At 71.1% G+C, this 23,985-nt stretch carries 19 protein-coding genes; 5 read left to right on the forward strand and 14 right to left on the reverse strand.

Annotated features, from left to right (window positions below):
* Positions 1-22: 22 nt before the first annotated feature.
* A complete protein-coding gene (locus HALOF300_RS08845) occupies positions 23-4,525 on the forward strand; it encodes a S8 family serine peptidase (RefSeq protein WP_156740595.1) in 4,503 nt (1,500 codons plus the stop codon).
* Between the two features lie 103 nt (positions 4,526-4,628).
* Here HALOF300_RS08845 and HALOF300_RS08850 read toward each other — a convergent pair whose 3' ends face one another.
* From HALOF300_RS08850 to folE, 5 genes are all read right to left on the reverse strand, one after another.
* Positions 4,629-5,819 carry a PQQ-dependent sugar dehydrogenase gene (locus HALOF300_RS08850; protein WP_156740596.1) on the reverse strand — a complete coding sequence of 397 codons (1,191 nt, stop codon included), beginning with the start codon at positions 5,817-5,819 and terminating at the stop codon, positions 4,629-4,631.
* An 8-nt stretch (positions 5,820-5,827) separates the two neighbouring features.
* Positions 5,828-6,610 (reverse strand): pyrimidine reductase family protein, encoded by a 783-nt coding sequence (locus HALOF300_RS08855; RefSeq protein WP_156740597.1) that lies wholly within the window; start codon positions 6,608-6,610, stop codon positions 5,828-5,830.
* Between the two features lie 10 nt (positions 6,611-6,620).
* Positions 6,621-7,568, reverse strand: a complete 948-nt coding sequence (gene folP, locus HALOF300_RS08860) for a dihydropteroate synthase (protein ID WP_331716217.1) — start codon at positions 7,566-7,568, stop codon at positions 6,621-6,623.
* Positions 7,569-7,629: 61 nt separating this feature from the next.
* Entirely contained in the window at positions 7,630-8,883 is a 1,254-nt protein-coding gene (locus tag HALOF300_RS08865; RefSeq protein ID WP_156740598.1) for an NAD(P)/FAD-dependent oxidoreductase, read from the reverse strand.
* 27 nt (positions 8,884-8,910) lie between these two features.
* On the reverse strand, positions 8,911-9,585 hold the full coding sequence (gene folE / locus HALOF300_RS08870; protein WP_156740599.1) for a GTP cyclohydrolase I FolE: 675 nt from the start codon (positions 9,583-9,585) through the stop codon (positions 8,911-8,913).
* A 70-nt stretch (positions 9,586-9,655) separates the two neighbouring features.
* On the opposite strand from folE, the gene HALOF300_RS08875 reads away from it, so the two are divergent.
* Complete coding sequence (locus tag HALOF300_RS08875; protein WP_156740600.1) at positions 9,656-10,327, forward strand: helix-turn-helix transcriptional regulator; 672 nt, start codon at positions 9,656-9,658, stop codon at positions 10,325-10,327.
* A gap of 15 nt (positions 10,328-10,342) precedes the next feature.
* Here HALOF300_RS08875 and HALOF300_RS08880 read toward each other — a convergent pair whose 3' ends face one another.
* Entirely contained in the window at positions 10,343-11,113 is a 771-nt protein-coding gene (locus tag HALOF300_RS08880) for an SDR family NAD(P)-dependent oxidoreductase (protein ID WP_156740601.1), read from the reverse strand.
* A gap of 169 nt (positions 11,114-11,282) precedes the next feature.
* Positions 11,283-12,473 (reverse strand): aminotransferase class I/II-fold pyridoxal phosphate-dependent enzyme, encoded by a 1,191-nt coding sequence (locus HALOF300_RS08885; protein WP_156740602.1) that lies wholly within the window; start codon positions 12,471-12,473, stop codon positions 11,283-11,285.
* Between the two features lie 60 nt (positions 12,474-12,533).
* Between HALOF300_RS08885 and HALOF300_RS08890 the strand changes: the two genes are divergently transcribed.
* Positions 12,534-13,115, forward strand: coding sequence for an isochorismatase family protein (locus HALOF300_RS08890; protein ID WP_156740603.1), 582 nt, complete (start codon positions 12,534-12,536; stop codon positions 13,113-13,115).
* Here the strand turns inward: HALOF300_RS08890 and HALOF300_RS08895 are convergent.
* The 3 genes from HALOF300_RS08895 to rsmI all read right to left on the reverse strand — a co-directional run bounded on the left by HALOF300_RS08895 (position 13,112) and on the right by rsmI (position 15,029).
* Positions 13,112-13,570, reverse strand: coding sequence for a GNAT family N-acetyltransferase (locus tag HALOF300_RS08895; RefSeq protein WP_156740604.1), 459 nt, complete (start codon positions 13,568-13,570; stop codon positions 13,112-13,114). The two genes, HALOF300_RS08890 and HALOF300_RS08895, sit on opposite strands and share 4 nt — an antisense overlap.
* A gap of 69 nt (positions 13,571-13,639) precedes the next feature.
* Positions 13,640-14,101 carry a hypothetical protein gene (locus HALOF300_RS08900; protein WP_156740605.1) on the reverse strand — a complete coding sequence of 154 codons (462 nt, stop codon included), beginning with the start codon at positions 14,099-14,101 and terminating at the stop codon, positions 13,640-13,642.
* Positions 14,102-14,159: 58 nt separating this feature from the next.
* Positions 14,160-15,029 (reverse strand): 16S rRNA (cytidine(1402)-2'-O)-methyltransferase, encoded by an 870-nt coding sequence (gene rsmI / locus HALOF300_RS08905; RefSeq protein ID WP_156740606.1) that lies wholly within the window; start codon positions 15,027-15,029, stop codon positions 14,160-14,162.
* 33 nt (positions 15,030-15,062) lie between these two features.
* Here rsmI and HALOF300_RS08910 point away from each other — a divergent pair, with 33 nt between their 5' ends.
* Complete coding sequence (locus tag HALOF300_RS08910; RefSeq protein WP_156740607.1) at positions 15,063-16,877, forward strand: dolichyl-phosphate-mannose--protein mannosyltransferase; 1,815 nt, start codon at positions 15,063-15,065, stop codon at positions 16,875-16,877.
* Between the two features lie 10 nt (positions 16,878-16,887).
* Here HALOF300_RS08910 and HALOF300_RS08915 read toward each other — a convergent pair whose 3' ends face one another.
* From HALOF300_RS08915 to HALOF300_RS08930, 4 genes are all read right to left on the reverse strand, one after another.
* Positions 16,888-17,673, reverse strand: coding sequence for a nucleotidyltransferase domain-containing protein (locus HALOF300_RS08915; protein ID WP_156740608.1), 786 nt, complete (start codon positions 17,671-17,673; stop codon positions 16,888-16,890).
* 7 nt (positions 17,674-17,680) lie between these two features.
* Positions 17,681-18,514 carry a carbohydrate ABC transporter permease gene (locus HALOF300_RS08920; RefSeq protein ID WP_156740609.1) on the reverse strand — a complete coding sequence of 278 codons (834 nt, stop codon included), beginning with the start codon at positions 18,512-18,514 and terminating at the stop codon, positions 17,681-17,683.
* The gene (locus HALOF300_RS08925) at positions 18,511-19,431 is read right to left on the reverse strand and encodes a carbohydrate ABC transporter permease (RefSeq protein ID WP_156740610.1); all 921 of its coding nucleotides are present in this window, start codon (positions 19,429-19,431) and stop codon (positions 18,511-18,513) included. Before HALOF300_RS08925 ends, HALOF300_RS08920 begins: the two co-directional genes overlap by 4 nt.
* An 89-nt stretch (positions 19,432-19,520) precedes the next feature.
* Positions 19,521-20,834, reverse strand: a complete 1,314-nt coding sequence (locus tag HALOF300_RS08930) for an ABC transporter substrate-binding protein (RefSeq protein ID WP_156740611.1) — start codon at positions 20,832-20,834, stop codon at positions 19,521-19,523.
* Between the two features lie 268 nt (positions 20,835-21,102).
* On the opposite strand from HALOF300_RS08930, the gene HALOF300_RS08935 reads away from it, so the two are divergent.
* Entirely contained in the window at positions 21,103-23,910 is a 2,808-nt protein-coding gene (locus HALOF300_RS08935; protein WP_156740612.1) for a family 78 glycoside hydrolase catalytic domain, read from the forward strand.
* The last annotated feature ends 75 nt before the right edge of the window (positions 23,911-23,985 follow it).

The following is a 23,985-nucleotide window of genomic DNA, read 5'->3' on the forward strand; positions in this document are numbered from 1 at the left end:
CGCGTCGTCATATGGAGGCACAGTGCGTACACCCCTGATGTTCGCCAGACGACTGGTGGTCGCCGCCTCTGCGGCAGCGGCGATGGTCGCGACGATGGCCGTCGCAATCATCCCCGCTGCCGCGGAGCCGACGACTCCGGCCGTCCCGGCCACAGCCGACGAGAAATTCACGGACGAGGCGATGTCGACACTGTCGGCAGCCGACTCCGCGGACTTCTGGATCCGCTTCGCCGACCGCGCAGACCTGAGCGCGGCAGCGGCGACCGCCGACTGGGACGCCCGCGGCGTCGCCGTCCACGACGCCCTCGTCCAGACCGCCGAGGCCGCACAGGCCGGCGTGGTCGCCGAGCTCACCGCGGCCGGCGCCACGTTCGAGACCCACTGGATCTCGAACGCGATCCTGGTCCAGGGCGGCTCCCTGGACCTGGCCCGCCAGGCCGCGTCCAGCAGCGACGTCCTCGAGATCCGGCAGACCACGACCTACCCGGCCGAAGAACCTGTCGCCGGCCCCACGGTCGAGACCTCCTCGATGGGTCGCAACGTCCTCGAATGGGGCATCAGCGCAATCAACGCCGATGACGTCTGGGCCGAGTACGGCGTGACCGGCGAGGGCATCACCGTCGCGAACATCGACTCCGGCGTCCAGGGTGACCACCCGGCACTCGCCGCGCAGTACCGGGGCCTGCAGGCCGACGGCACCGTGGTCGACGACTACAACTGGTTCGACGTCGCCGGCGCCTGTGACGGCTCCCCGTGTGACACCGATGGTCACGGCACCCACACGATGGGCACGATGATCGGCACCGACGGAGGCGCCAACCAGATCGGTGTCGCCCCCGGCGCCGACTGGATCGCCGCGAACGGCTGCTCCACCTGCGCCGACGCCGACCTGATCGCCTCCGGCGAGTGGGTCATCGCGCCGACCGACGCCGCGGGTGAGAACGCCGACCCGACGAAGCGCCCGCACATCGTGAACAACTCCTGGGGCTCGCGGAACCCCTCGAACGACCCGTTCATGGAGGACGTCATCGCCGCTTGGGAGGCCGCCGGCATCTTCGGCACCTGGTCCAACGGCAACAGCGGGCCCTCCTGCTCCACGTCCGGTTCCCCGGGCAGCCGGACCCTCACCTACTCGGTCGGGGCCTTCGACTCCGGCGGCAACATCGCCTCGTTCTCCGCCCGTGGCCCCGGCCAGGACGGCACCATCAAGCCGAACATCGCGGCTCCCGGTGCGAACGTGCGCTCCTCGGTCCCGGGCAACGCCTACGGAACGGCGTCGGGCACCTCGATGGCGGCCCCGCACCTGGCCGGGGCGATCGCCCTGCTGTGGAGCGCGGCACCGTCGCTGATCGGTGACATCGCCGGCACCCAGGCCCTCCTGGACGCGACCGCCACGGACGTCGACGACACCACCTGTGGCGGCACCGCCGAGGACAACAACGTCTGGGGCGAGGGTCGTCTCGACGCCCTCGCGCTCGTCCAGGCCGCGCCCACCGCCGAGGCGGGCACCCTGACCGGCACGGTCACCAACTCCGACGGCGGCCCGATCGCGGGTGCGACCGTCACCGTCACCGGTGAGAACGAGCGGGTCCTGACCACCGACGAGAACGGCGCCTTCACGGGCACGTTCGTCGCCGGGGCCTACACCGTGACCGCGACCGCGTTCGGGTACGGCTCGGCCACGGCCGACGTCACCGTCGTGGCCGAGGAGACGGTCGGCGTGGACCTGGTACTGGAGGCAGCGACGTCGTTCGCGGTCTCCGGGACCGTCACGCACGAGGCCGACGGCGCACCCGTGGCGGGCGCGACCGTCGCCTTCACCGGTGCACCGATCGAACCGGTCACCACCGGCGCGGACGGCACCTACGCCGTCGCCGTCGTTCCGGCCGGCACCTACACCGTCACCATCACCGGTGACCGGTGCAGCGCACCGTTCTCGACCGAGCTCGTGGTCGACGGCGACGAGACGCTCGACGCGGCACTCGTCGGCCTCCAGGACGACTACGGCTACTTCTGCTCCGTGGTCACCGACGGGTACCGACAGGGCGACACCCTGCTCGCCCTGACCGGTGACGACGCCGCGGTGGCCGTTGAGCTGCCGTTCGCGTTCCCGTTCTACGGCGGCTCGTACTCCACGGCTTACGTGGCCACGAACGGGCACGTGAACTTCCTCGCCGCGGTCACCGCGTACGCCAACGCGGCACTGCCGACGGCGGCCGCACCGAACGCGGCCGTCTACGGGTTCTGGGACGACCTCACCTTCGGCAACGGCGGCACCGCCTACACGGCGAGCACCACCATCGACGGTGAGGACGCGTTCGTCATCGAGTACCGGGACGTGAGCCCGTACTCGAGCACGGACACCGTCAGTTTCTCGATCACCCTGTTCGCCGGCGGCGACGTGGAGATCGGCTACGGCCCGGCCTCCAACGCGGAGAACCCGCGTCTGCTCGGTAACTCGGCCACGGTCGGCATCGAGAACGAGTCCGGCACGATCGCGAGCCAGTACTCGTTCAACGAGGCCGTCCTGGCCACGGGCTCCTCGGTGCGGTACGAACTGCCGCCGAACGGCACGGTGTTCGGGAACGTGACCGACTTCAACGACGGCCTGGCCGTCGCAGGGGCGACGGTCACGGCCACGCCGGACGACGGTGGTGAGCCGCGGACGGTCAGCACCGATGCGAACGGCGACTACAACCTGTTGCTGTTCTTCGGCGCCTACACCGTCGACATCGAGGCCCCGGGGTACACCACCCGCACACGGGACGTCGTGATCAACGTCGACGGCGAACGCAACCGGTTCTCCCCGGAGCTGAAGACCGGCATCGCGACGGTCGCTCCGCCGTCGTACTCCTGGACCCTCACCGAGGGCCAGACCCGCACGGCGGACCTGACCATCTCCAACTCCGGCTCGGCCCCGCTCGCCTACACCATCGGCGAGCTCCCCCGGGCGGTCAACGAGGCGGCGGCGGTGCCGGCGCTCTCGACGGCGGCCCTGGACGCAGCCGTGGTGCCTGCGGGCAACACGTCACTGGCGCAGGTCAACTCGGCCTTCGCCGAACTCGAGGAGGCGGCCGCACAGACCGACCCGAACGCCCGCACGGCGCTGGGCCTGTACACGGACGACCAACGCGACCAGTTGGCCGCACCGGTCACGCCGGACGCCGCCGGGGACATCCTGGCCCAGTGGGACTCCAACCTGTCCGGGGTCGCCTGGGGCGTCGGGTACACCGGCGACGTGTGGATCTCCGACGCGGAGGAGATCGTGAACCAGCAGTACTCGACGGCCGGCGCGCCGGGCAGCCAGTTCCCGGCCAACTGGGGCGGCACCTGGTCCGGCGACCTCGCGCAGGACTCCACGACCGGGGACCTGTGCCAGGTGAACGTCGGTGGGGACAACGGGATCCACTGCTTCGAGGAGGCGACGGGGGCGGCCACCACCACCCTCACCGGCTCCCCGTGGTCGTCCGTCTCCCAGCGCGGGCTGGCCTACAACGCGGCCGAGGACGTCTTCTACATCGGCGGTTGGAACGAGGGCATCATCTACACGGTGGCGGGCACCACGCACGCCACCCCGGGTGAGACCCTGGCCGAGTGCACGCCGGAGGACCCGTCGATCGCGGGCATCGCGTACAACCCCACCTCGAACACGATCTGGTACGTGAACAGCGCGCTGGTCACGTCGTTCTTCCAGATCTCGCCCGAGGACTGCTCGACGATCACCACGGTCGCCTACCCGGTTGCCGGTGAAGGCCCGGGCTCCGGTCTGGACCTGGACGCCACCGGTGCCCTCTGGACGGCGAACCAGTTGACCGGCGAGGTGTACCTCGTGGACGTCGGCGACCCGAACGTCACGGACGTGCCGTGGCTGACGGTCACTCCGGCCGAGGGCACCGTGCGGGCCGGTCGGTCCGCCACCCTGGACGTCACGGTGGACACCACGGGCCTGGCGCCCGGTGTGTACGGCGCGAACATCCTGGTGCAGACGAACGCCGGGCGGGTCCCGACGATCACGGTCCCGGTGACCCTGATCGTCTCCGCCTACCAGGTCGGGGTGAACGCCGGTGGCGGCGCCTACACCGACGCCGGGGAGTTCGCCTGGTCCGCCGATCAGCCGCTCTCCGCGGGCGACTGGGGCTGGACGGGGCAGCGCACCGAGACCGAGGCGACCGACCTCGCGATCGGCGGCACCACGGAGGACACGCTGTTCCAGACCCGGCGCACCGGGATCTTCAGTTACGTGTTCACCGACGCGCCGGCCGGGACGTACGCGATCGACCTCGGGTTCGCCGAGTTCGACTCGGACTACCCGGAACGTGACCGCCTGTTCGACGTGCTGGTCAACGGCGAGTACGCGTTGGTCGCCGTGGACGTCGCGGAGGAGGCCGGCGGCCTGTGGGCCGACCAGCACACCGTGATCGTCGAGCACGAGGGCGGCGATCTGGTGGTCGAGCTGGCCAACCGGCGCAGCTACGAGTACCCGATCCTGAACACGCTGGCGGTCACCGAGCGGGGTGACCTGTGAGGTAGTTCCGTAGCGAAACGCCAGCACGACGGCGGCCGGGCACCTCGGGTGTCCGGCCGTCGCCGCGTCCGGGGCCGGCCGGTCCGGCCGCCTGGGGCGGGGACTACGAGACGTCGAGCTCGACGATCCGGTCGTCGCCGTCGCGAACCTCGCCGCGACCGTCGGTGTTCGACGTCGCCACCCACAGCTCGCCGTCGGGCGTGAGCGTCACGGCCCGCAACCTGCCCAGCTGCAGATACGAGCTCGGCTCGCCCACGCCGTCGGGCGTGATCGGCACGTACCAGAGCCGCTCGCCGCGCAGCGCGGCGAGCCAGACGCCGGTGTCCGTCACCGCGATGCCCGACGGCGAGGCCTCCGACGTCGGCCAGGTCACCACGGGATCGAGGTACTCGCCGGTCCCGGCCCAGCCCTCGACGTGCGGCCAGCCGTAGTTGCCGCCCGGGGTGATGATGTTGAGCTCGTCGAGGTTGTTCTGCCCGAACTCGGAGGCATACAGCTGTCCGTCGCTGGTCCAGCCGAGGCCCTGGACGTTGCGGTGGCCGTAGCTGTACACCTCGGTGCCGAACGGGTTGCCGGGCGCCGGCTCACCGGTCGTGGTCAGGCGCAGGATCTTGCCGCCGAGGCTGTCCAGATCCTGCGCCCGGGACGTCCGGCCGGCATCGCCGGTGCTCACGTACAGGAAGCCGTCCGGGCCGAAGGCGAGCCGGCCACCGTTGTGGTTCCCGGCGGCGGGGATGCCGTCCAGGACCACCCGCGGGCCGGTCAGGGCGTCGCCGTCGAGGTCCATCCGGATCACCCGGTTGTCGGCGCTCGTGGTCAGGTACAGGTACACGCCGCCGTCCGGCCCGACGGCGATCCCGAGCAGACCGCCCTCGCCGCCGTGCTGGACGTCCGGCACGGCGCCGCCCGGCCCACTGGCATCCAGCGCGGTGACGGCGTCGCCGGTGACCCGCAGCACCCGTCCGGAGTCCCGCTCGGTGACGAGTGCGGAGCCGTCGGGAGCGAACGCGACGCCCCAGGGCGTCTGCAGCCCGGTGGCGATCGTGGCGCCGACGCGCACGTCGGTGATCTCGGCCGGCGGGCCCGACGGCGGGGGTGTCGTCTCGGTGGGTCCGTCCGGTTCGGTGGTGGTGGGCTCGGGCTCGGTGGGGCCGGCCGGGGTGGTCGCGCTCGGCTCGGGGACGGGGCCGCCCTCCGGATCCGCGGTGCAGCCGGCCGCGAGCGCGAGGGTGGCGGCCATCAGCAGCACGCGTGCAGGTCGGACGCTCCGAGAGGGCCGGCTGGTCCGTCGCATCGTCGCTCCTAGGCGTCTCGGCGCTGGTACCGCAGGAACAGCATGTCACCGGCGGACGCCGCGTGCGCGAGGCGCATGCCCAGGGTTCGCTGCGGGCCGCCTCGGGCGATCCGTCCGGCCGGGCCGCCCTCGAGGACCGGGCTCACGGTCAGGCACACCTCGTCCACGGCGTCCGCGCCGATCAGGGTGCCGAACAGGTGCGGGCCACCCTCACAGAGCATCTGGGTCAGGCCACGCCCGGCGAGTTCGCGACGCATGGCGTGGGCGTCGATGCCCCCGGGCACGCCGGCCCCGCTCGTCACCGGTGCGTTGCCGGGCCCGTCGCACACGATGACGTCGGCGACCTGCGCCAGGGCCGCACGTTGTGACTCGGGCGCAGCCGGGCCGGTGAACACGATCGGCCGCACGGGTGCGTCGGTGAACACCGCTGACGTCGGGTCCAGGGCCAGCCGTGCGGACACGATCGCGAACACGGGGTGCTCGGCCAGCCCGTGCTCCCGGCGCCAGGCGGCATCCGGCTCGGGCAGCCGCATCCCCACGTACCCCTCGGCGCGGACGGTCCCGGCGCCGACGATCACCACGTCGCAGAGCCGGCGCAGGGTGTCGAAGACCTGCTTGTCGGCCGCGTTGTTGAGGGCACCGGACAGGCCGTCGTGAGTGGCGGCGCCGTCGATGCTCGCGATGAAGTTCACCCGCAGGTGCGGCCGGTCGCGATCGGCGACGGCGTAGGCGGCGAGCAGGTCGCCGGTGTCGAAGGCCGGCTCGTCGGCGGGTTCTGGTGAGGTGCTCATCGAGGACCCATCACATGTTGTGCCGGGTCCAGGCGGGCTCGCGCAGCCCGAGCACGGCCTCGGCCATCCGGATCGTCTGCACGGTCGGCGCGACGTTGTGAGCACGCACGATCCGGGCGCCCCGCTCGATGCACATCACGGTCGCGGCGAGGGTGCCGACCAGCCGCTCCCCGCGCGGGGCATCGAGGGTCTCCCCCACGAAGTCCTTGTTGGACAGCGCCACCAGGGTGGGCAGGCCGATCTCGGTGATCTCGGCCAGGCGGCGGGTGATCTCCAGGGAGTGCAGCGTGTTCTTGTTCAGGTCGTGGCCCGGGTCGATCACGATCCGGTCCGGCGTGATCCCGGCCGCGAGCGCCACCTCGACCTTGTCACGCAGGAACTGCGCGATCTCGGCCACGACGTCGCCGTACGTCGGCCGCGGATGGTGCCGGTGCGGCTGCGCGATCGAGTGGGCGATCACCACGGTGGCGCTGGTCCCGGCGACGGCCTCGGCCATCCCGTCCACCCGCAGTCCCATCGTGTCGTTGATGACGTCGGCGCCGGCGGCCACGCAGGCCCGGGCCACCTCCGGGCGGTAGGTGTCCACGGAGATCACCACGTCGGACGCCGCCCGGATCCCCTCGATCACGCCGAGCACCCGGTCGAGCTCCTCGGCGACGCTGAGCTCGGGGGTGTCCGGCGAGAACGCCATGCCGCCCACGTCCACCCAGTCCGCGCCGTCGTCCGCGGCACGCACCGCCGCGGACACCGCCGCGTCGAGCGCGAAGGTGGCTCCGCCGTCGTAGAAGGAGTCCGGGGTGCGGTTCACGATGGCCATCACCGCCACCCGGTTCGCGAAGTCGAAGGTGCGCGAACCGATCGTGCGGGGGGTCAGGCGGCTGACCTGGTCCGGGCAGAGCGTTGCGTGCGTCATCGTGGCGCGGTCCTCCATGCCGGGATCCCCGGGTACGCGTCCCATCGTGCCATCCCGCGCCGACGTGACCGAGCTGACGTGGCTGCCACCACAGCACTCCCGACGCTCAGAGCTCGGCGATCCCGACCTCCGGGTCGGCCAGCCGGGCCACGTCCACCGCGCGGCCGGACGCGATCAGGGCGTCGATCGCCTCGTTCACGTCCCAGACGTTGACGTTCATCCCGGCGACCACGCGGGCACCGTCGTCGGGTCCGGCGACCCAGAACGCGATGAACTCGCCGCCTCCCACGTCGCCGCGGTAGACCACCCGGGAGCCGGGCATCAGGTCGCCGTATCCGGAGAACTCCATGCCCAGGTCGAACTGGTCGGTATAGAAGTACGGCGCCCGGTCGAAACTGACGTCCTGGCCGAGCATCGAGCGGGCCGCGGCGGCGCCCTGACGTTCGGCGTTCGCCCAGTGGTCCACATGCAGGTGCGTGCCGAGCACCGGGTGGAACGCGCTCGCGACGTCACCGGCCGCGTACACGTCCGCGAGGCCGTCGCCGTCGCCGTCGGCGCACAGCGCGGCGTCCACGACCACGCCGCCGTCGACCCGAAGCCCGGCAGCCTGCGCCAGTTCGGTGTTGGGCGCGGCGCCCACTCCGACCACGACCACGTCGGCGCCGACCACCTCGCCCTCGGCCAGGCGCACCCCGGTGACCTCGGACTCCCCCACGAAGCCGGCGACCTCGACCCTCATCCGCACGTCCACGCCGTTGCGGGCGTGCAGCGCGCCGAAGTACGCCCCGAGCTCAGCGCCGAGCGCAGGCTCGAGCGGGACGTCCTCGCGGCCGAGCACGGTCACCTGGTTGCCGTAGCCGCGGGCGGCCGCGGCCACCTCGAGCCCGATCCAACCGGCACCGACGATGACGACGCGACGGCCGCCGTCGGCCAGAGTGGCGCGCAGCGCCTCGGAGTCGGCGAACGTGCGCAGGTAGTACACGCCGCGCAGGTCCGGGTAGGCGTCCCCGCGCAGGTGCCGCGAGGACGCACCCGTGGCGAGCAGGACCTTGTCGTAGCCGAGCGTCTCGCCGCCGGCGAGCAGCACCTCGTGCGCGGCCGGGCGCAGTTCGCGCACCGGGGTGCCGCGGCGCAGCTCCACACTGTTCTCGGCGTACCAGGACTCCGGGTGCACCTGCGGCTCGGCCCGGTCGGCCGACCCGGCGAGGAACTCCTTCGACAGCGGCGGGCGGATGTAGGGCACCTCGTCCTCGGCGGCGAACAGCACCACCCGGCCGGTGAAACCCTGCTCGCGCAGAGTGGTCGCGGCGGTGGCTCCGGCCAGCCCGCCACCGATGATCACGAACGTCTGCTCAGCCATGACTCTCATCCTTCTCGGTATCGGACCTCAGCGCAGCCCGGTGAGGGCGAGGAACTCGCTACGCGAGCGCGCGTCGTCGCGCAACACGCCGTGCAGGGCGCTGGTCACCGTCCGCGCACCCCGCACGCCGACGCCGCGCAGGGACATGCACTCGTGCTCGGCATCGAGGACCACACCCACCCCGCGGGGTTCGAGCCGCTCGGCGAGGAAGTCGGCGATCTGCTGGGTGAGGCGCTCCTGGACCTGCAGGTCACGCGCGAAGTGCTCCACCACCCGGGCCAGCTTGGACAGCCCCACGAGCCGTGACCCGGGCAGGTAGGCCACGTGCGCGATACCGGTGAACGGCAGCAGGTGATGCTCGCACAGGGACTGGAACGGCACGTCGCGGACCAGCACGAGCTCGTTGTAGTTCTCGTCGTTGCCGAACGTGGTGAGGGTGAACGCGCGCGGGGTGAGCATCTCCAGGTAGGCGTCCACGACCCGCCGGGGCGTGTCCCGCAGGTGCGGTCCGCGCACGTCGCGGCCGAGGGCCACGAGGAGGTCGCCGACGGCGGTGATCGCCTTCGCGCGGTCGATCGGTGGATCGTCGGTCGGCCCGTGCCGGCGGTCGACGGCGTCGCTCGGGTCGACGGCGTCGCTCGGTTGCCCGGGGGCGAACCGAAGGCTCGGCGGCTCGGCCGTGAGGGTGGTCAGGTCATCCATGGACCGACCGTAGATCCGCTCCCGAACTTTCGTCCAGCAAAGTTGTTTTTAGAAGCGTAGAGTCGCGCTCATGGTCATGGACGTCACCCACCGGCTCGCTGCGCTGGAGCACCCGACGCGCCGCGCGCTGTACGACCTGATCGCCGAGTCCACCGAGCCCATGGGACGGGAGGCCGCGGCGGGTGCGCTCGGGCTGAGCCGCAGCACCGCCGCGTTCCACCTGGACGCGCTGGCCACCGCCGGACTGCTCGCCGTCGAGTTCCGGCGGCCGGGCGGGCGCCGCGGTCCCGGGGCCGGCCGCCCGACGAAGCTGTACACGCCCGCCGCCGAAGAGATCTCGGTGTCCGTGCCGCCCCGGCGCTACGAGCTCGCCGCGGACCTGTTCGCCGGGGCGATCGCCGAGTCCGCACGCACCGGCGCCGGCGTCCGGGACGTGCTCCGCGAACGCGCGGCTGCCGACGGCCGCGCTCGCGGCGAGCGCGCGGGCACGTTCGAGGCGGCGCTGGCGAGCGTGGGCTTCACCCCGCGGGAGGAGCCGGCAGGTGACCTGGTGATGGGCAACTGCCCGTTCCATCAGCTCGCGCAGGCGCACACGGAACTGGTCTGCGAGCTCAACTACTCGCTCGTGCGAGGCATGGCCGAGGGCGCCGCGTGCGGACGGCGGGTGGTCGCCGATCCCGGCGCCGGGCGCTGCTGCGTCCGGGCCGAGGCCAGCCCCGAACGGGGCGCCGGTCCACCCTGACCGAGCGCCCGGACGTCAGTCCCGGTCCTCGGAGTTGATCGACGCCGCGAACCGGCGCACCACCGACCGTGGCGCCGCCCGGGACAGGAACGCGATCGTGCGGTAGAGGGCACCCGGGACGCTCATGACGACGCCACGCTCGAGGTCCCGCAGCGAGGTGGCGACGAGGTGGTCGACGTCCACGTACATCCAGTCGGGCATCCTCGACATGTCGATCTCGGCGCGGTCATGGAACTCGGTGCGCACGAACCCTGGGCAGAGCGCCTGGACGCGGACGCCGTGGGGGGCGACGTCCGTGGCGAGGCCCTCGGAGAACTGCAGCACCCAGGCCTTCGAGGCCGAGTAGGTGCTGCCCCGGCCGGGCAGCATGGACGCGATCGAGGCGACGTTGATGATGGCGCCGTTGCCGCGCTCGACCATGCCGGGCAGCGCCGCGTGGGTCAGCCGCAGCACCGCTTCGACGTTCACGGCGAGCTGGCGGCGCAGGTCCGCCTCGTCGGCGTCCAGGAACGGCGTGCCGACGGCGAGGCCTGCGTTGTTGACGAGGGTGCGGATGTCGGGGTGGCCGAGTCGGGCGGCGACGGCGTCCATCCCGGTCGAGGTGGCCAGGTCGGCGCCGAGCACCTCAACACCCGGGGCTCCGATCGCCCGGCATTCGGCGGCGACCTCCTCGAGGCGGGCGGTGCTGCGGGCGACCAGGACCAGGGCGTTGCCCCGGCGCGCGAGGTGCCGGGCGAACGTGAGGCCGATGCCGGACGAGGCGCCGGTGATGAGAGCTGTGGGCATGCCGCCAGCGTAGGCCGGGCACCCGCCGTCGGCTCTCTCGGAGCAGGCGTGACGGAACGCGGACGCTACCGCGCAAGCGCGCCGACGTAGTACCCGGCGCACTGGCCTCGCCCCTGTCGTCCTACGAGGTCAGCATGTCAGGTACTACCTCACCGAGCCGGCTGCCGGCTCAGCCCGTCGTCAGCCGGGTCAGGCCGCGCTTGATGCCGCGGACCGCCTGCCCGATCCGCTGCTCGTTCTCGATGAGCGCGAACCGCACGAACCCCTCCCCGCCGGGCCCGAAGCCGACCCCGGGCGAGACGGCCACGTCACAGGCGTTGACCAGGTGCGTGGCGAACTCGATCGAGTCCATCTCCCGGTACGGCTCGGGGATCCGGGCCCACGCGAACATGGTGCCCTTGGGCTTGAGGATGTCCCAGCCGATGCGGGCGAGCCCGTCGTAGAGGGTGTCCCGGCGGGACTCGTAGATGGCGCTGAGCTCGGCCGGGTACTCGGTGGCCTCGTTCAGGGTGACGGTGGCGGCGATCTGGATCGGCTGGAAGGTGCCGTAGTCCAGGTAGCTCTTCAGTTGGGACAGGGCCTTGATGACGTCCCGGCGGCCGACCATGAATGCGACCCGCCAGCCGGCCATCGAGTACGACTTCGTCATCGAGTACAGCTCGACGGCCACCTCTCCTGCACCCTCGCACTGCATGATCGACGGCGGCGTCCAGCCGTCGAAGCACATGTCCGCGTAGGCGAGGTCGTGCACCAGGGCGACGTCACGGTCCCGGGCCCAGTCGACGAGGCGCTGCAGGTCCGCCAGCTCCACGGTGGAGGTGGTCGGGTTGTGCGGGAAGGACAGCACCACCACCCGCGGCTTGGGCCAGCCCAGCTCCCAGGCCTCCATGACCCGGTCGATGTACCCGGCGCCGTCCGTGCCGTCGCCGATCGGGACCTGCCGGGTGTCGGCTCCGGCGAAGTAGGGCCCCCAGATGTGGATCGGGTAGCTCGGCGTCGGCACGATCGCTGCGTCGCCGGGGGCCAGCAGCACCCACATCAGGTGGCTGAAGCCCTCCTTTGCGCCGATCGTGGAGAGCACCTCGGCGTCCGGGTCGAGGGTGACGCCGAACCGCCGCTGGTACAGATTCGCCACGGCCAGGCGCAGGTTCGGGATGCCACGCGAGGAGGAGTACCGGTGGTTGCGGGCGTTCTGGGCGGCCTCGGCCAGCTTGTCGACGGCGATCTGCGGGGAGGGCAGGTCCGGGTTGCCGAAGCCGAGGTCGATGACGTCCCGCCCGGCGCGTCGGGCCTCCAGCTTGAGTCCGTCGATGATCGTGAACACGTACGGGGGCAGACCCTCGATGCGGCGGAAGTCCATGCCGAAACGTTACCGCCGTGTGCTGTCGAGGCGCTGCGCGGCAGTGGCACAGTGGGAGTCATGAGCACCGGCAGAGCACTCCTGGTCGTGGACGTCCAACCCACCTTCTGCGAGGGCGGCGCCCTCGCCGTCGACGGCGGCAATGCGGTTGCCGAGCGCGTCGCCGAGTTCGTTCGTGGTCACCGCGCCGACTACGACCTCGTGGTCACCACGCAGGACTGGCACATCGACCCGGGTGGGCACTTCTCGGACACCCCGGACTTCATCGACTCCTGGCCCCCGCACGGCGTCGCCGGCACCCCGGAGGCGGAGCTGCACCCGGCACTGGCGGACCTCAACGCGGACGTGGCGGTGAAGAAGGGCGCCTACGAGGCTGCGTACTCCGGCTTCGAGGGCACGGACGCCGAAGGTCGCTCGCTCGCCGAGATCCTCACCGCCGCGGCCATCGCGGACGTGGACGTGGTCGGCATCGCGGAGTCCCACTGCGTCAAGGAGACCGCTCTCGACGCGCTCGATGGACACCTGCGGACCCGCATCTTCACAGATCTGACCGTGCCGGTGAGCCCGCAACAGGGAGAGGCCGCTCGCGCCGAACTGGCAGCGGCCGGGGTCGTGCTGTTGCGCTCGGAGGAACTCGGCTAGAGGCTTCCGGTGGTGCGCACCCCGAGGACCTGTCCGAAGACCCGTTCCCCGGTCGGCACGAAGCCGCACCGGAGGTAGAACTCCTCGGGCCCGCCCTCGCCCTCCACCCACAGGACGGTCATCCGGTCCCGGCCCCGCCGCCGAGCCTCGCGGGCGACCTCCTCGACGGCGAAGCGGCCGACACCTCGCCGCTGCGCGCCCGCCGCGACGTTCAGTCGCCAGATCCCGCACCGAAAGGCCTCGAGCTCGTTCTCCGGGTCGAAGTTCGCCATGACGAACCCGCCGACCTCGTCACCGTCGAGGATGGCCCGCGGCCAGGCCGTCGGCGTCACGTACGCCTCGGCGATCGAGTGCACCACCGGGGCGACGAACTGGTCCTGACCGGGGCGGAGCGGGAACTCGGTGAGTTCGCGCAGGTTCTTCTCGGTGACGTCGTGAAGCTCGAGTCGGCTCATCCACTGAACGTTAACGGCGAGCACCGACGCCGGGCCGGACCCTCCGTGTCGGATGGTCGTCCCAGCCGTCTATGCCTCGTCCGGCAGGTTCGGCTCGGCGTCGAGCTCGGGCACCCGTCCGATCCCCCGGGCGTCCTCACCCTGCTCGGCGATGAACGCGGTGAAGATCTCGGTCCGCAGCGTGGCCACCCGTGCCGCCAGCGCCTTGCGCTCGTCCTTCGTGGTGCCGGGCGCCGTGAGCAGCTGGGCCGCGTGCTCGCAGTGGGACAGGCGCTTCGACCACGCCTCCGCGCGGCGGGACTCGTCGGCGTCGTCGGCGGACTCGGCAAGGTAGGCGACCTGGTCGCGTAGTACCTCGATGGTGGCCAGCACGTCCTGGACGGCCGTGCCCTTGCGCCGGGTCAGCCGGTTGGCCTGATCCTGGATGCCCTGCCAGATCTCCGGGTTCTGCTTGATCAGGTCGATCGCCTTCGGCAGGAACGGGCCGATCCACTTGATCGTCTCGACGATCGACTTGCGGTCCACGGCCACGGGGGCCCCCTTTCTCCGGGGTGCCCGCGCACCCGACTGGCCCAAGGCTACGTCGCGCCTACCGGGCCCGCAGGGCAGCCTCGTACAGTTCCCGCCGGCTCACCCCGTGCTCGGCGGCGACGGCGGTGGCCGCCTCCTTGAGGCGTTCTCCCGCCTCGATCCGCTTCAGCACCTCGGCCACGTGATCGGCGGGCTCGGAGACCGACGGCGTGGCACCGGCGACCACGACCGTGATCTCGCCACGCACGCCCTCGGTGGCCCACTCGGCCAGCTCGGTCAGCGGGCCGCGGCGCACCTGCTCGTAGGTCTTCGTCAGTTCCCGGCAGACGGCGGCGGCCCGGTCGCCGCCGAACGCGACTGCCATCGCGGCGAGCGTGTCCGCGATCCGGTGCGGCGACTCGAAGAACACCATCGTGCGCGGCTCCGCGGCGAGCGCAGCCAAAGCCCTGGCCCGCTCCCCCGGCTTGCGGGCCACGAACCCCTCGAACGTGAACCGGTCGCTTGCCAGCCCGGACAGGGCGATCGCGGTCAGGACGGCGCTCGGGCCGGGCACCGCCGTGACCCGGACGTCGGCGTCCGCGGCCGCCCGGACCACGCGGAAGCCCGGGTCGGAGACGCCCGGCATGCCGGCATCGGAGACCACCAGGACGGTGGCGCCCTCCTGTGCGGCGGCGACGAGCACCTGCGCACGCTCGGACTCGTTGTGCTCGTGGTAGCTGATCACCTTGGACGTGAGCGTGACCCCGAGCCGGCCCGCGAGCGCCCGCAGCCGCCGGGTGTCCTCCGCGGCGATCAGGTCCGCCCGGCCGAGCAGTTCCACCAGACGAGGCGGGGCGTCGCCGGTGTCCCCGATCGGGGTAGCGGCGAGCACGATCACCCCGGTTCCACCGTCGGGTTCCGGACCCTCGGACTCGCGATCGATTGCCACGCATGCCAGTCTGCCCCACTTACACTCGTGCGGGTGAGCCGGTCAGCAGAGGGGGCGCCCGACGTCGAGCAGGACGCCGGCGCGACCCGGCACACCGAGGTGAGCGACCCCGCCACGAACGAGCGGACCGACGCGGACGGGGCCACCGGCCCGGGCCACGATGACGCAGCGGAACCTCACCCACACCACGCGGCCCCCGCCGTCGGGTGGTCCACCCGCATGCGCCAAGCGCTGCGCGCGCCGAAGCTGCAGTACGCGGGCCGTACCCAGGAGCAGATCGAACGGAGCCTGCTCGGCCGGCTGCACGTGACCTCGATCCCCGGCTCACGGCTGTGGGCGTGGCTCGGCCCGGCCCTGGTCACGGCGTTCGCCGCGGTGCTGCGGCTGGCGTACCTGGACCGGCCGGCCCGGCTCGTGTTCGACGAGACCTACTACGTCAAGCAGGCCTACTCACTGCTCGTGCTCGGCTACGAGGGCGACTGGAACGAGGAGCCCGACGAGAACTTCGCGGCCGGCGACTACTCCGACCTACAGACCACCGCCGACTACGTGGTGCACCCGTCGGTCGGCAAGTGGATGATCGCCGCCGGGATCCGGCTGCTCGGCGTGGACAGCCCGTGGGGCTGGCGGATCAGCGCGGCGGTCGTCGGCATCATCAGCGTGTTCATGCTCGCCCGGATCGGGCGGCGGCTGTTCTCGTCGACCCTGCTCGGCTGCACCGCGGCCCTGTTCCTGGCGATCGACGGCATCCACATCGTGATGTCCCGCATCTCGATCCTCGACATCTTCCTGTCCTTCTGGGTACTCGCCGGGTTCGGGGCGCTGCTGCTGGACCGGGAGCGATATCGACGCCAACTCGCCAAGGCGGCGGCGGTCGAGATCTCCACACATGGCTCACTGCGCGATCCATGGGGCCCGAAGCTAGGCGTGCGCTGGTGGCTGCTCGTGGCCGGCGTGTGCCTCGGCCTGGCGAGCGGGGTGAAGTGGTCGGGCATCTATGCGGTCGCCGTGTTCGGACTGTACGCGGTCGCGTGGACGATCAGCGCCCGCCGGTCGGTCGGGGTGCGCCTGTGGGTGGGTGCCGGCGCCCTGCGCGACGGCGCGCCCGCCTTCCTCGCGCTGGTGCCGACGGCGGCGCTCACCTATGTGCTCACGTGGCTGCCGTGGTGGCTGAACCCGAACTCCTACAACCGCCAGTGGGCCACCGAGGTGAACGCGCTCGCCGACGTGCCCGAGCGGGCGTGGATGCCGGACTGGCTGAACTCCTGGTGGGAGTACCACCTGAAGATGTGGGAGTTCCACAACAACCTCACGTCCGAGCACACCTACATGTCCCAGCCGTGGGGCTGGCTGATCCAGTGGCGACCGACGTCGTTCGCGTGGCGCGACGTCAAGGCGGACGCCGGCGCGATGGACCTGTGCGGCGCCGAGCGGTGCGCCGGAGCCATCCTGGCCGTGGGCAACCCGATCATCTGGTGGGGCGCCACCCTGGCCCTGGTCCTGGTGATCTGGGCGGCGCTGCGGCGCCGTGACTGGCGGGCCTGGGCGATCCTCGCTGGCTACCTCGCGATGTACGTGCCGTGGTTCGCGTACTCCGAGCGCACCATCTTCACGTTCTACACGGTCGCGCTCGTGCCGTTCGTGGTGCTCGCGCTGACCTATGTGATCGCCGAGCTGATCGGCCCTGCGGACGTGCCGCTGCGGGAGCGAAGGCCCGGGATCTGGACGGCGGCGGTGATCGTGGTCCTCGCGCTGGTGGTGTCCGCGTTCTACTGGCCGATCTGGAGCAACCAGTGGGTGCCGTACACGTTCTGGCGGCTGCACATGCTGCTGCCCACCTGGGTCTGAGCGGCGCCGGTCAGTAGTACTCGGCCGGCAGCGCCCCGGTCAGCCACGGGAGCTCGTTGTCCCGGATGAAGGTCGAGAGCGTCTCCTCCCGGGGCAGGACCCGTGGCAGCCACCCCTCGAGCAGCCCGATCAGAGCCGCCGCGTCGGCGGGGTCCGCCCGCGCGATGACCTGCTGCCAGAGCGTCATGAACCCGGCGGGCAGGTCCGGCAGGGTCCTGAGGGTGTCGGTCACGTACTTGGGTCCACGGAGCAGGGTGCGGTTCGCGGCGAGCACGCACCGGGCCGCGGCCAGCGCCAGGTGCAGGGCGGCGTGCCGGCGCAGGAACTCGTCACCGGACGCGTGGGCCTGCCCGAGGAAGTAGCGACCGTGCAGCCGGGCCTGAGCGAGGTGGGCGTCCACCCGCCGGTCCCACTCCTGTTCGGGCAGGACGGCCAGTGCCGTGATCGAGTCCTCGAGGCCGGGCAGAGCGCTGAACACCACCCGGGCACCGGCGAACGAGGCGCGGGTGGGATCGTCCGCGCGGTCCGCCGCCGCATCCAGGTAGCGCGGGCTGGCGAGCTTCACGTCCACGTAGCCGCCCGGGTAGTCCTCGTCGTGCCGCTCGCTCCAGGCGAGCCGGTTCTCCCGCGCTGCCGCGTCCCAGGCGGCGTCGTCGACCACGAGATAGACGTCGAGGTCGCTGTCGGGCCGCTCGGTACCGCGGGCGACGGAGCCGACGAGGACGACGGCGAGGGTCGCCTCCTGCGCGCCGGCGTCGCTCACGTACCGCGCAAGTGCCGCCTCGTGGTGCTCCACCGGCCGCTCAGCCCTTGACCGCGCCGGACGTCATCCCGGCCACGATCTGCCGGTTGAAGAAGATGTACATCACCAGCGGCGGGATCGTGATCAGGAAGATGCTCATGAACAGCAGGTTCCATTGATTCAGGGTCTGGCTCTGGAAGTTGTAGAGCGTGAGCTGGACCGTGGCGTTGTCGCTGCCGGGCAGGAAGTACAACGGCCCGGTGAAGTCGTTGAACACGTTCACCGCCTGGACCACGACGACCGTGACCATCACCGGCCGCAGTAGCGGCAGCACCACCTGGAAGAAGAGCCGCACCGGCCCGGCGCCGTCGATGATCGCGGCCTCGTCCAGCTCCTTCGGGATCGTCGAGACGAACGCGCGGAACAGCAGGATGCAGAACGAGAGGCCGAACGTGGCCTCGATGAAGATCATCCCGGGCATCGTCTTGAACAGCCCGATGGTCTGCAGCACCCAGATGGTCGGCACCACCGCGGGCGGCACGATCAGGCCGGCCAGGACGAGGAAGTTCACCAGCGGGTTCCACCGCGAGGCGCGCCGTTGCAGCACGTAGCCCACCATCGCCGCCATGACGACCATCAACGTCACGGAGACGACGGTCAGGACGGTGCTGTTCACGAACGCCCGGACCAGCATGTAGTCACGGGTCTGCATGACCTCGACGAGGTTCTGCCAGAGGAACCACTCGGTGGGCAGGGAGACGTCGAGCGCGGACGCCTCCTGCGCGGACTTCGCGGCCGTCAGGAAGATGAACGCGAACGGCACCAGGAACACCACGACCGAGATCAGGACCGCGACACCCCCGGTCAGGTTCCGACGGAGCGCCTTCGTCTTCATCGCTCCACCTCCCGCCTGCTGAACCAGAGCGAGATCGGCACCACGATCGCCGTCACGACGAGGAACAGCACCACGTTGCCTGCCGTCGACAGTCCGTAGAACCCGGCCTGGTACTGCTTGTAGATCACGGACCCGATCACGTCGCTGGTGAAGCCCGGACCGCCGCGCGTCATCGCCCAGATCAGGTCGAATGCCCGCAGCCCGCCGATCAGGGAGAGCAGCACGACGGTGGTGGTCGCCGGGCGGACCAGCGGCACGGTGATCCGCCAGAACCGGTGCCAGGCGTTCGCACCGTCCACCCGCGCCGCCTCGTAGTACTCCTGCGGGATCGCGGCGATCCCGGCGATGTAGATCAGAGTCGCGATGCCCAGGCCCTTCCAGATGTCCACCAGGGCCACCGAGAACAGGGCCAGGGACGGGTCGGTGAGCCACGCCGGTCCGGTGATGCCCAGTAGGGCGAGCCCGGAGTTGATCAGTCCTCCGAAGGGGTCCATGAGCACCTTGAACGTGATGCCGACGCCGATCGCCGACACCAGCACCGGGAAGAATACGACCGAGCGCAGGTATCCGCGGGCCGCGAGCTGCGAGGTCAGGAAGACGCCGAGCAGCAGGCCGAGCACCACCTTCGCACCCGAGGTCAGGAACCCGAACACGAACGTGTTCGTGAAGCCGCGCAGCAGCATCGGTTCGCTGAAGAACTGCACGAAGTTGTCGAGCCCGATGAACTCCGTGTCGAACAAGGTCCACCGCGTGAGGCTGAAGTAGAACGAAGCGAACGTCGGCACGGCGAAAAGCACGAAATAGAACACTCCCGCCGGGATGTAGAACCAGGTGGGGTAGGAACTCTTGATCGGGCGGCGTCTGCGTGGCTTCAGCGTGTCTTCGGTGCTGGACCGATTCGCGACGAGGGTCGTCATGCGATCTCCATTGATCTCCGGCCGCCGCCTCACTTGCCTGGCGTGAGGCGGCGGCACGCGACGGTTCGGATGTCAGGACGCCGGCGCCGTCACCACCCTTCGAGGCCGAGTTGCTGGGCCTGCTTCTCGACGTCCTCGTCATAGAGTGCGGCACCGTCCGCAGCCGGGCGGATACCCGAGCCGACCTCCACCGTGATCTGCTCCAGGTTCGGTCCCTTGATCGGGGACAGGAACTCCAGGGCCGGGAACGTCGTGCCCGCCTCGAAGTAGGCCTGCACGTCCGTCAGCGTGGGCGCTGCGTCCTCGGGCAGCTCGCACGCGTCGGTCGTGAACGGGCCGCTCGGGGTGAGGATCTCCGTCTGGACCCGGCAGCCCTCCTCGGACTGCGTGAACGCCAGGAACCGCTGCGCCGCCTCGAGCTGATCACCCTCGGTGGTGTTCGGGATGTACATGGCGTTCGGCAGCCACACCGTGAGCCGGGTGTCCGCGGCATCCTGCGCAGGCAACGCGAAGACGCCGACGTCCTCGACGTTGTCCGGGTAGTTCAGGCTGATGTTCGCGCCGGCCCCGGTCAGCATCGGGTAGTGCGCGCCCTCACCCGTGGCGAGCATCCGGAGCCCGTCATCGAACAACGCGGACGCGAAGTCCTCGTTGAAGAATCCGGCCTCGTAGGCTGCCTGCTGGTTCTCGAAGCCCTGCAGAGCCGGATCATCGGCGTAGAACCGGTTGTGGGCGGTGTACTCCGCAGCCCAATCCGGATCCTGCGCGGTGACGTTCGCGAAGTCGCCGAGGACGAAGAGCTGACTCGTCCAGGTGTCGCCGTAGGTCTGGATGATCGGGACAGCCGTTCCCGCGGCGAGGATGGCCTCGTTGTTGGCCATGAAGCCGGCCCAGTCGGTGGGCACCTCGAGGCCCAGTTCCTCGTAGATCGGCTTGTTGTACATCACGGCCCCGGCCTGGGTGGAGCCCCACGGGACGCCGTACAGCCCGTTGTCCGTCGAGACCACGTTGGCCATGTCCTCGATGAGGGTGTCGGCCCACTCCTGGTCCGAGAGGTCCACGAGGTTCTGATCCGGGTTCAGCGCCTGCAGCAGCGAGCCGGAGTTGTAGTGGAACACGTCAGGCATCTCACCCGTGGCCAACTTGGTCTTCATCAGGTTGTCGCCCTCGGTGCCGCCCGGCTGCGTCTCCAGAGTGACCGACACGTCCGTGTTCTCGGCTTCGAACGCCTCGATCAGCGCCTCTGCCGCGGCGACGTTGTCCGTATCCGACTGGGTCAGGAACGTGATCTCGATCTGGTCGCCGTCCCCTCCCCCGCCGGAACTGCAGGCGGCCATGGCTGCCACCAGTGCGGCCGTCCCGAGGACGACCGAGCCCTTGCGGGCACCTTGACGCATGCTCATCCTTTACCTCCTCGTAAAGACGCCGTCGACGATGACGACACAGCACCGACCGATTGAATCGGTTCAAAGTTACGGCTACTGTACGGCCGTTTCGCGCTGCCGTCAATGAAAGCGAGCAACGATTCGACAACGGGAGTCCGGGGCTGGCCGCGCCCGACCGGAGGTGACCGTCCGCGCAGCATTGACAACCCTCTTGGAACGATTCACGATTGCTGCCACATCCTTCCCGTCAACGAGCGGGAAGCACCGCAAAGGAGCAGTGACCCCCATGACCGCAGCACGCCCGGTGGCGCTCGACGCCGAGGCTCCACGTGGCACGTCCTTCGTCGCCACGCCGACGCCCCGGCTGACCTGGCGGACCGAGACCGACGCGAGCGACTGGACCCAGCGGTCCGCGGAGCTCGAGTTCGCCTCGGCCGGCGCGAGGCGCACCGCCACGATCGACTCGAGCGACTCGGTCCTGGTGCCGTGGCCGTTCGAACCGCTCACGCCCGGCCAGGACGGCGAGCTCCGGGTGCGCGTCACCGGCGCCGACCACGCCACCTCCGACTGGAGCGAACCCCTCACCGTGCGCGCCGGGTTCCTGGCGCCGGGCCGGTGGCACGCCGAGCCGATCGGGCTCACCACGCCCACCAGGCCCGCCGAGCCCGGTCTGGTCCGGACCGAGTTCGAGCTGCCCGCCCCGGTGCGCCGGGCCACCCTGTTCGCTACCGCGACCGGCGCCTACCAGGTCGCCATCAACGGCAACGACGTCGACGACCAGGTGCTCAAGCCCGGTTGGACGCCGTACCAGTACCGGCTCATCCACGAGACCACCGACGTGACCGCCCTGCTCGCCGAGGGCGCCAATGCCGTCGGGATCCGCTTCGCCGGCGCCTGGGCCACCGAGCTGTACGGCTTCCGCGACCGCGCCCACCGTGTCTACGCCGAGCAGCCGTCGGTCGCGCTCCAGCTGATCGTCGAGCACACCGACGGCACCACCACCGAACTGGTCACCGACGGGACCTGGCGGGCCGGCCACGGGCCGATCACGGCGAGCGGGATCTACGCGGGCGAGTCCTACGACGCCCGGCTCGCCCAGCCCGGCTGGTCCGCCGCAGGCTTCGACGACGGCGGATGGTCGCCCGCGCGCGTCGCCGAACCGACGATCGTCCCCGAGCCGCGCACGTCCCCGCCGGTGCGGCGGATCGAGGAGGTGGCCGTCGCAGAGGTGATCAGCACCCCGTCCGGGCGCACGATCCTGGACTTCGGGCAGAACCTGGTCGGGCGGCTGCGGATCACGGTCAGCGGCCAGGAGGGACGCATCATCACGCTGCGGCACGCGGAGGTGCTCGAGCACGGCGAACTCGGGGTGCGGCCGCTGCGCGCCGCCGCCGCCGCGGACACCTACACGCTCGCCGGGACCGGCGAACAGACCTGGGAGCCGGAGTTCAGTTTCCACGGGTTCCGGTACGCCGAGGTGGCCGGCTGGCCCGGTGACCTCGATCCGGCGTCCGTGGTGGCCGTGGTGATCCACAGCGACATGGAGCGCACCGGCTGGTTCACGAGCTCGCACGACCTGGTGAACCGCCTGCACGAGAACGTCGTCTGGGGCCAGCGCGGCAACTTCCTCTACCTGCCCACCGACTGCCCGCAGCGGGACGAGCGGCTCGGCTGGACCGGGGACATCCAGGTGTTCGCGCCGACGGCGAGCTTCCTGTTCGACTCCCGGACGTTCCTGTCCTCCTGGCTCGCCGACCTCGCCCTCGAGCAGCGCGCCGCCGACGGCGTGGTGCCGTTCATCGTGCCGAACGTGCTCGGGCCGGTCCGGCCGGCCGCGGCCTGGGGTGATGCCGCCACGGTGGTGCCCTCGGTGCTGCTGGAGCGGTTCGCGGACCGTGGCACCCTCGAGGCGCAGTACGAGTCGATGACGGCGTGGACCGACCACCTCCTCGACCTCGCCGGCGAGCGGCACCTGTGGGAGGGCCGGTTCCAGTTCGGGGACTGGCTGGACCCGACAGCGCCGCCCGAGAGCCCGGCCGACGCGAAGGCCCACCCGGACATCGTGGCCAGCGCCTACATGTACCGCTCCGCCGACCTTGTCGCGCACGCCGCCGCCGTCCTCGGGCACGACGCGGACGCGCGGCGCTACCGCGACCGGGCCGAGCAGGTCCGGACCGCGTTCCTGGCCGAGTACGTGACGCCGGCCGGGCGGATGATGTCCGACGCGCAGACCGCGTACGCGCTGGCCATCGTGTTCGACATCGCCCCGGCGACCCAGCACGGCGCGCTGGGGCGGCGACTGGCCAAGCTGGTCCGCGAGAGCGGCTACCGGATCGGCACCGGGTTCGTCGGCACGCCGATCATCGCCGACGCCCTGACCCGGACCGGTCACCTGGACGTGGCCACCCGGCTGCTCACCCAGACCGAGTGCCCGTCCTGGCTGTACCCGGTCACGATGGGCGCCACGACGATCTGGGAGCGCTGGGACAGCACCCTCCCGGACGGGTCCATCAACCCCGGCCAGATGACGTCGTTCAACCACTACGCTCTCGGCGCCATCGCCGACTGGCTGCACCGGACCGTCGCCGGCCTCGCGCCGGCCGAGCCTGGCTACCGCACCCTGCTCATCCAGCCCCGGCCGCTGCCCGGCTTCACCCACGCCCGGGCCGAGCACCGCACACCGTACGGAACGGCCGCCGTCGGCTGGCGTCGCGACGGCGACACGGTGACCGTGACGGCCACGGTGCCGCCGAACACCAGGGCCCGGGTCATCCTTCCGGGCACCGGCGAGGAGCTGACGGTCTCCTCCGGCGGCCACGAATGGTCCGTGTCGGTGCCGGTCGCCGCCGAGCCACCCGGCCCGGTGGGCCTGGACACCAGCCTGGCCGCCGTGATCGACGACGAGCAGGCGTACGCGACCCTGCTCCGAGTACTCGGTGAGGTGAGCCCCGACGCCGCCGAGGACGTCCGCGCGCACACCACCTGGGTACCGGGGCGGTCCCTGCGCGAGCGGCTGGATCATGCCGCGGGAGCGGACGCCGCGGACCGGGTGGCCGAGGCCTACGCGGAGCTGAGCGCCGGGCGCGGTCACTGAGGCATCGGCAGGCATGGCGTGGATCGGGTTCTCGGTGGCTGCCCACGCCGCCGAGGTCATCGACGCGCGTGCGGG

Source organism: Occultella aeris, assembly GCF_902703175.1.
Classification (GTDB): Bacteria; Actinomycetota; Actinomycetes; order Actinomycetales; family Beutenbergiaceae; genus Occultella; species Occultella aeris.

Excerpts from the sequence above, each read along its gene's own strand:
- HALOF300_RS08895 (WP_156740604.1), bottom strand. The coding sequence starts at position 13,570 with ATGAGCCGACTCGAGCTTCACGACGTCACCGAGAAGAACCTGCGCGAA.
- HALOF300_RS08890 (WP_156740603.1), top strand. The coding sequence starts at position 12,534 with ATGAGCACCGGCAGAGCACTCCTGGTCGTGGACGTCCAACCCACCTTC.
- HALOF300_RS08920 (WP_156740609.1), bottom strand. The coding sequence starts at position 18,514 with ATGAAGACGAAGGCGCTCCGTCGGAACCTGACCGGGGGTGTCGCGGTC.
- HALOF300_RS08875 (WP_156740600.1), top strand. The coding sequence starts at position 9,656 with ATGGTCATGGACGTCACCCACCGGCTCGCTGCGCTGGAGCACCCGACG.
- folP (WP_331716217.1), bottom strand. The coding sequence starts at position 7,568 with ATGGGACGCGTACCCGGGGATCCCGGCATGGAGGACCGCGCCACGATG.
- HALOF300_RS08935 (WP_156740612.1), top strand. The coding sequence starts at position 21,103 with ATGACCGCAGCACGCCCGGTGGCGCTCGACGCCGAGGCTCCACGTGGC.
- HALOF300_RS08930 (WP_156740611.1), bottom strand. The coding sequence starts at position 20,834 with ATGAGCATGCGTCAAGGTGCCCGCAAGGGCTCGGTCGTCCTCGGGACG.
- HALOF300_RS08885 (WP_156740602.1), bottom strand. The coding sequence starts at position 12,473 with ATGGACTTCCGCCGCATCGAGGGTCTGCCCCCGTACGTGTTCACGATC.
- HALOF300_RS08865 (WP_156740598.1), bottom strand. The coding sequence starts at position 8,883 with ATGGCTGAGCAGACGTTCGTGATCATCGGTGGCGGGCTGGCCGGAGCC.
- HALOF300_RS08850 (WP_156740596.1), bottom strand. The coding sequence starts at position 5,819 with ATGCGACGGACCAGCCGGCCCTCTCGGAGCGTCCGACCTGCACGCGTG.
- folE (WP_156740599.1), bottom strand. The coding sequence starts at position 9,585 with ATGGATGACCTGACCACCCTCACGGCCGAGCCGCCGAGCCTTCGGTTC.
- HALOF300_RS08855 (WP_156740597.1), bottom strand. The coding sequence starts at position 6,610 with ATGAGCACCTCACCAGAACCCGCCGACGAGCCGGCCTTCGACACCGGC.
- HALOF300_RS08880 (WP_156740601.1), bottom strand. The coding sequence starts at position 11,113 with ATGCCCACAGCTCTCATCACCGGCGCCTCGTCCGGCATCGGCCTCACG.
- HALOF300_RS08925 (WP_156740610.1), bottom strand. The coding sequence starts at position 19,431 with ATGACGACCCTCGTCGCGAATCGGTCCAGCACCGAAGACACGCTGAAG.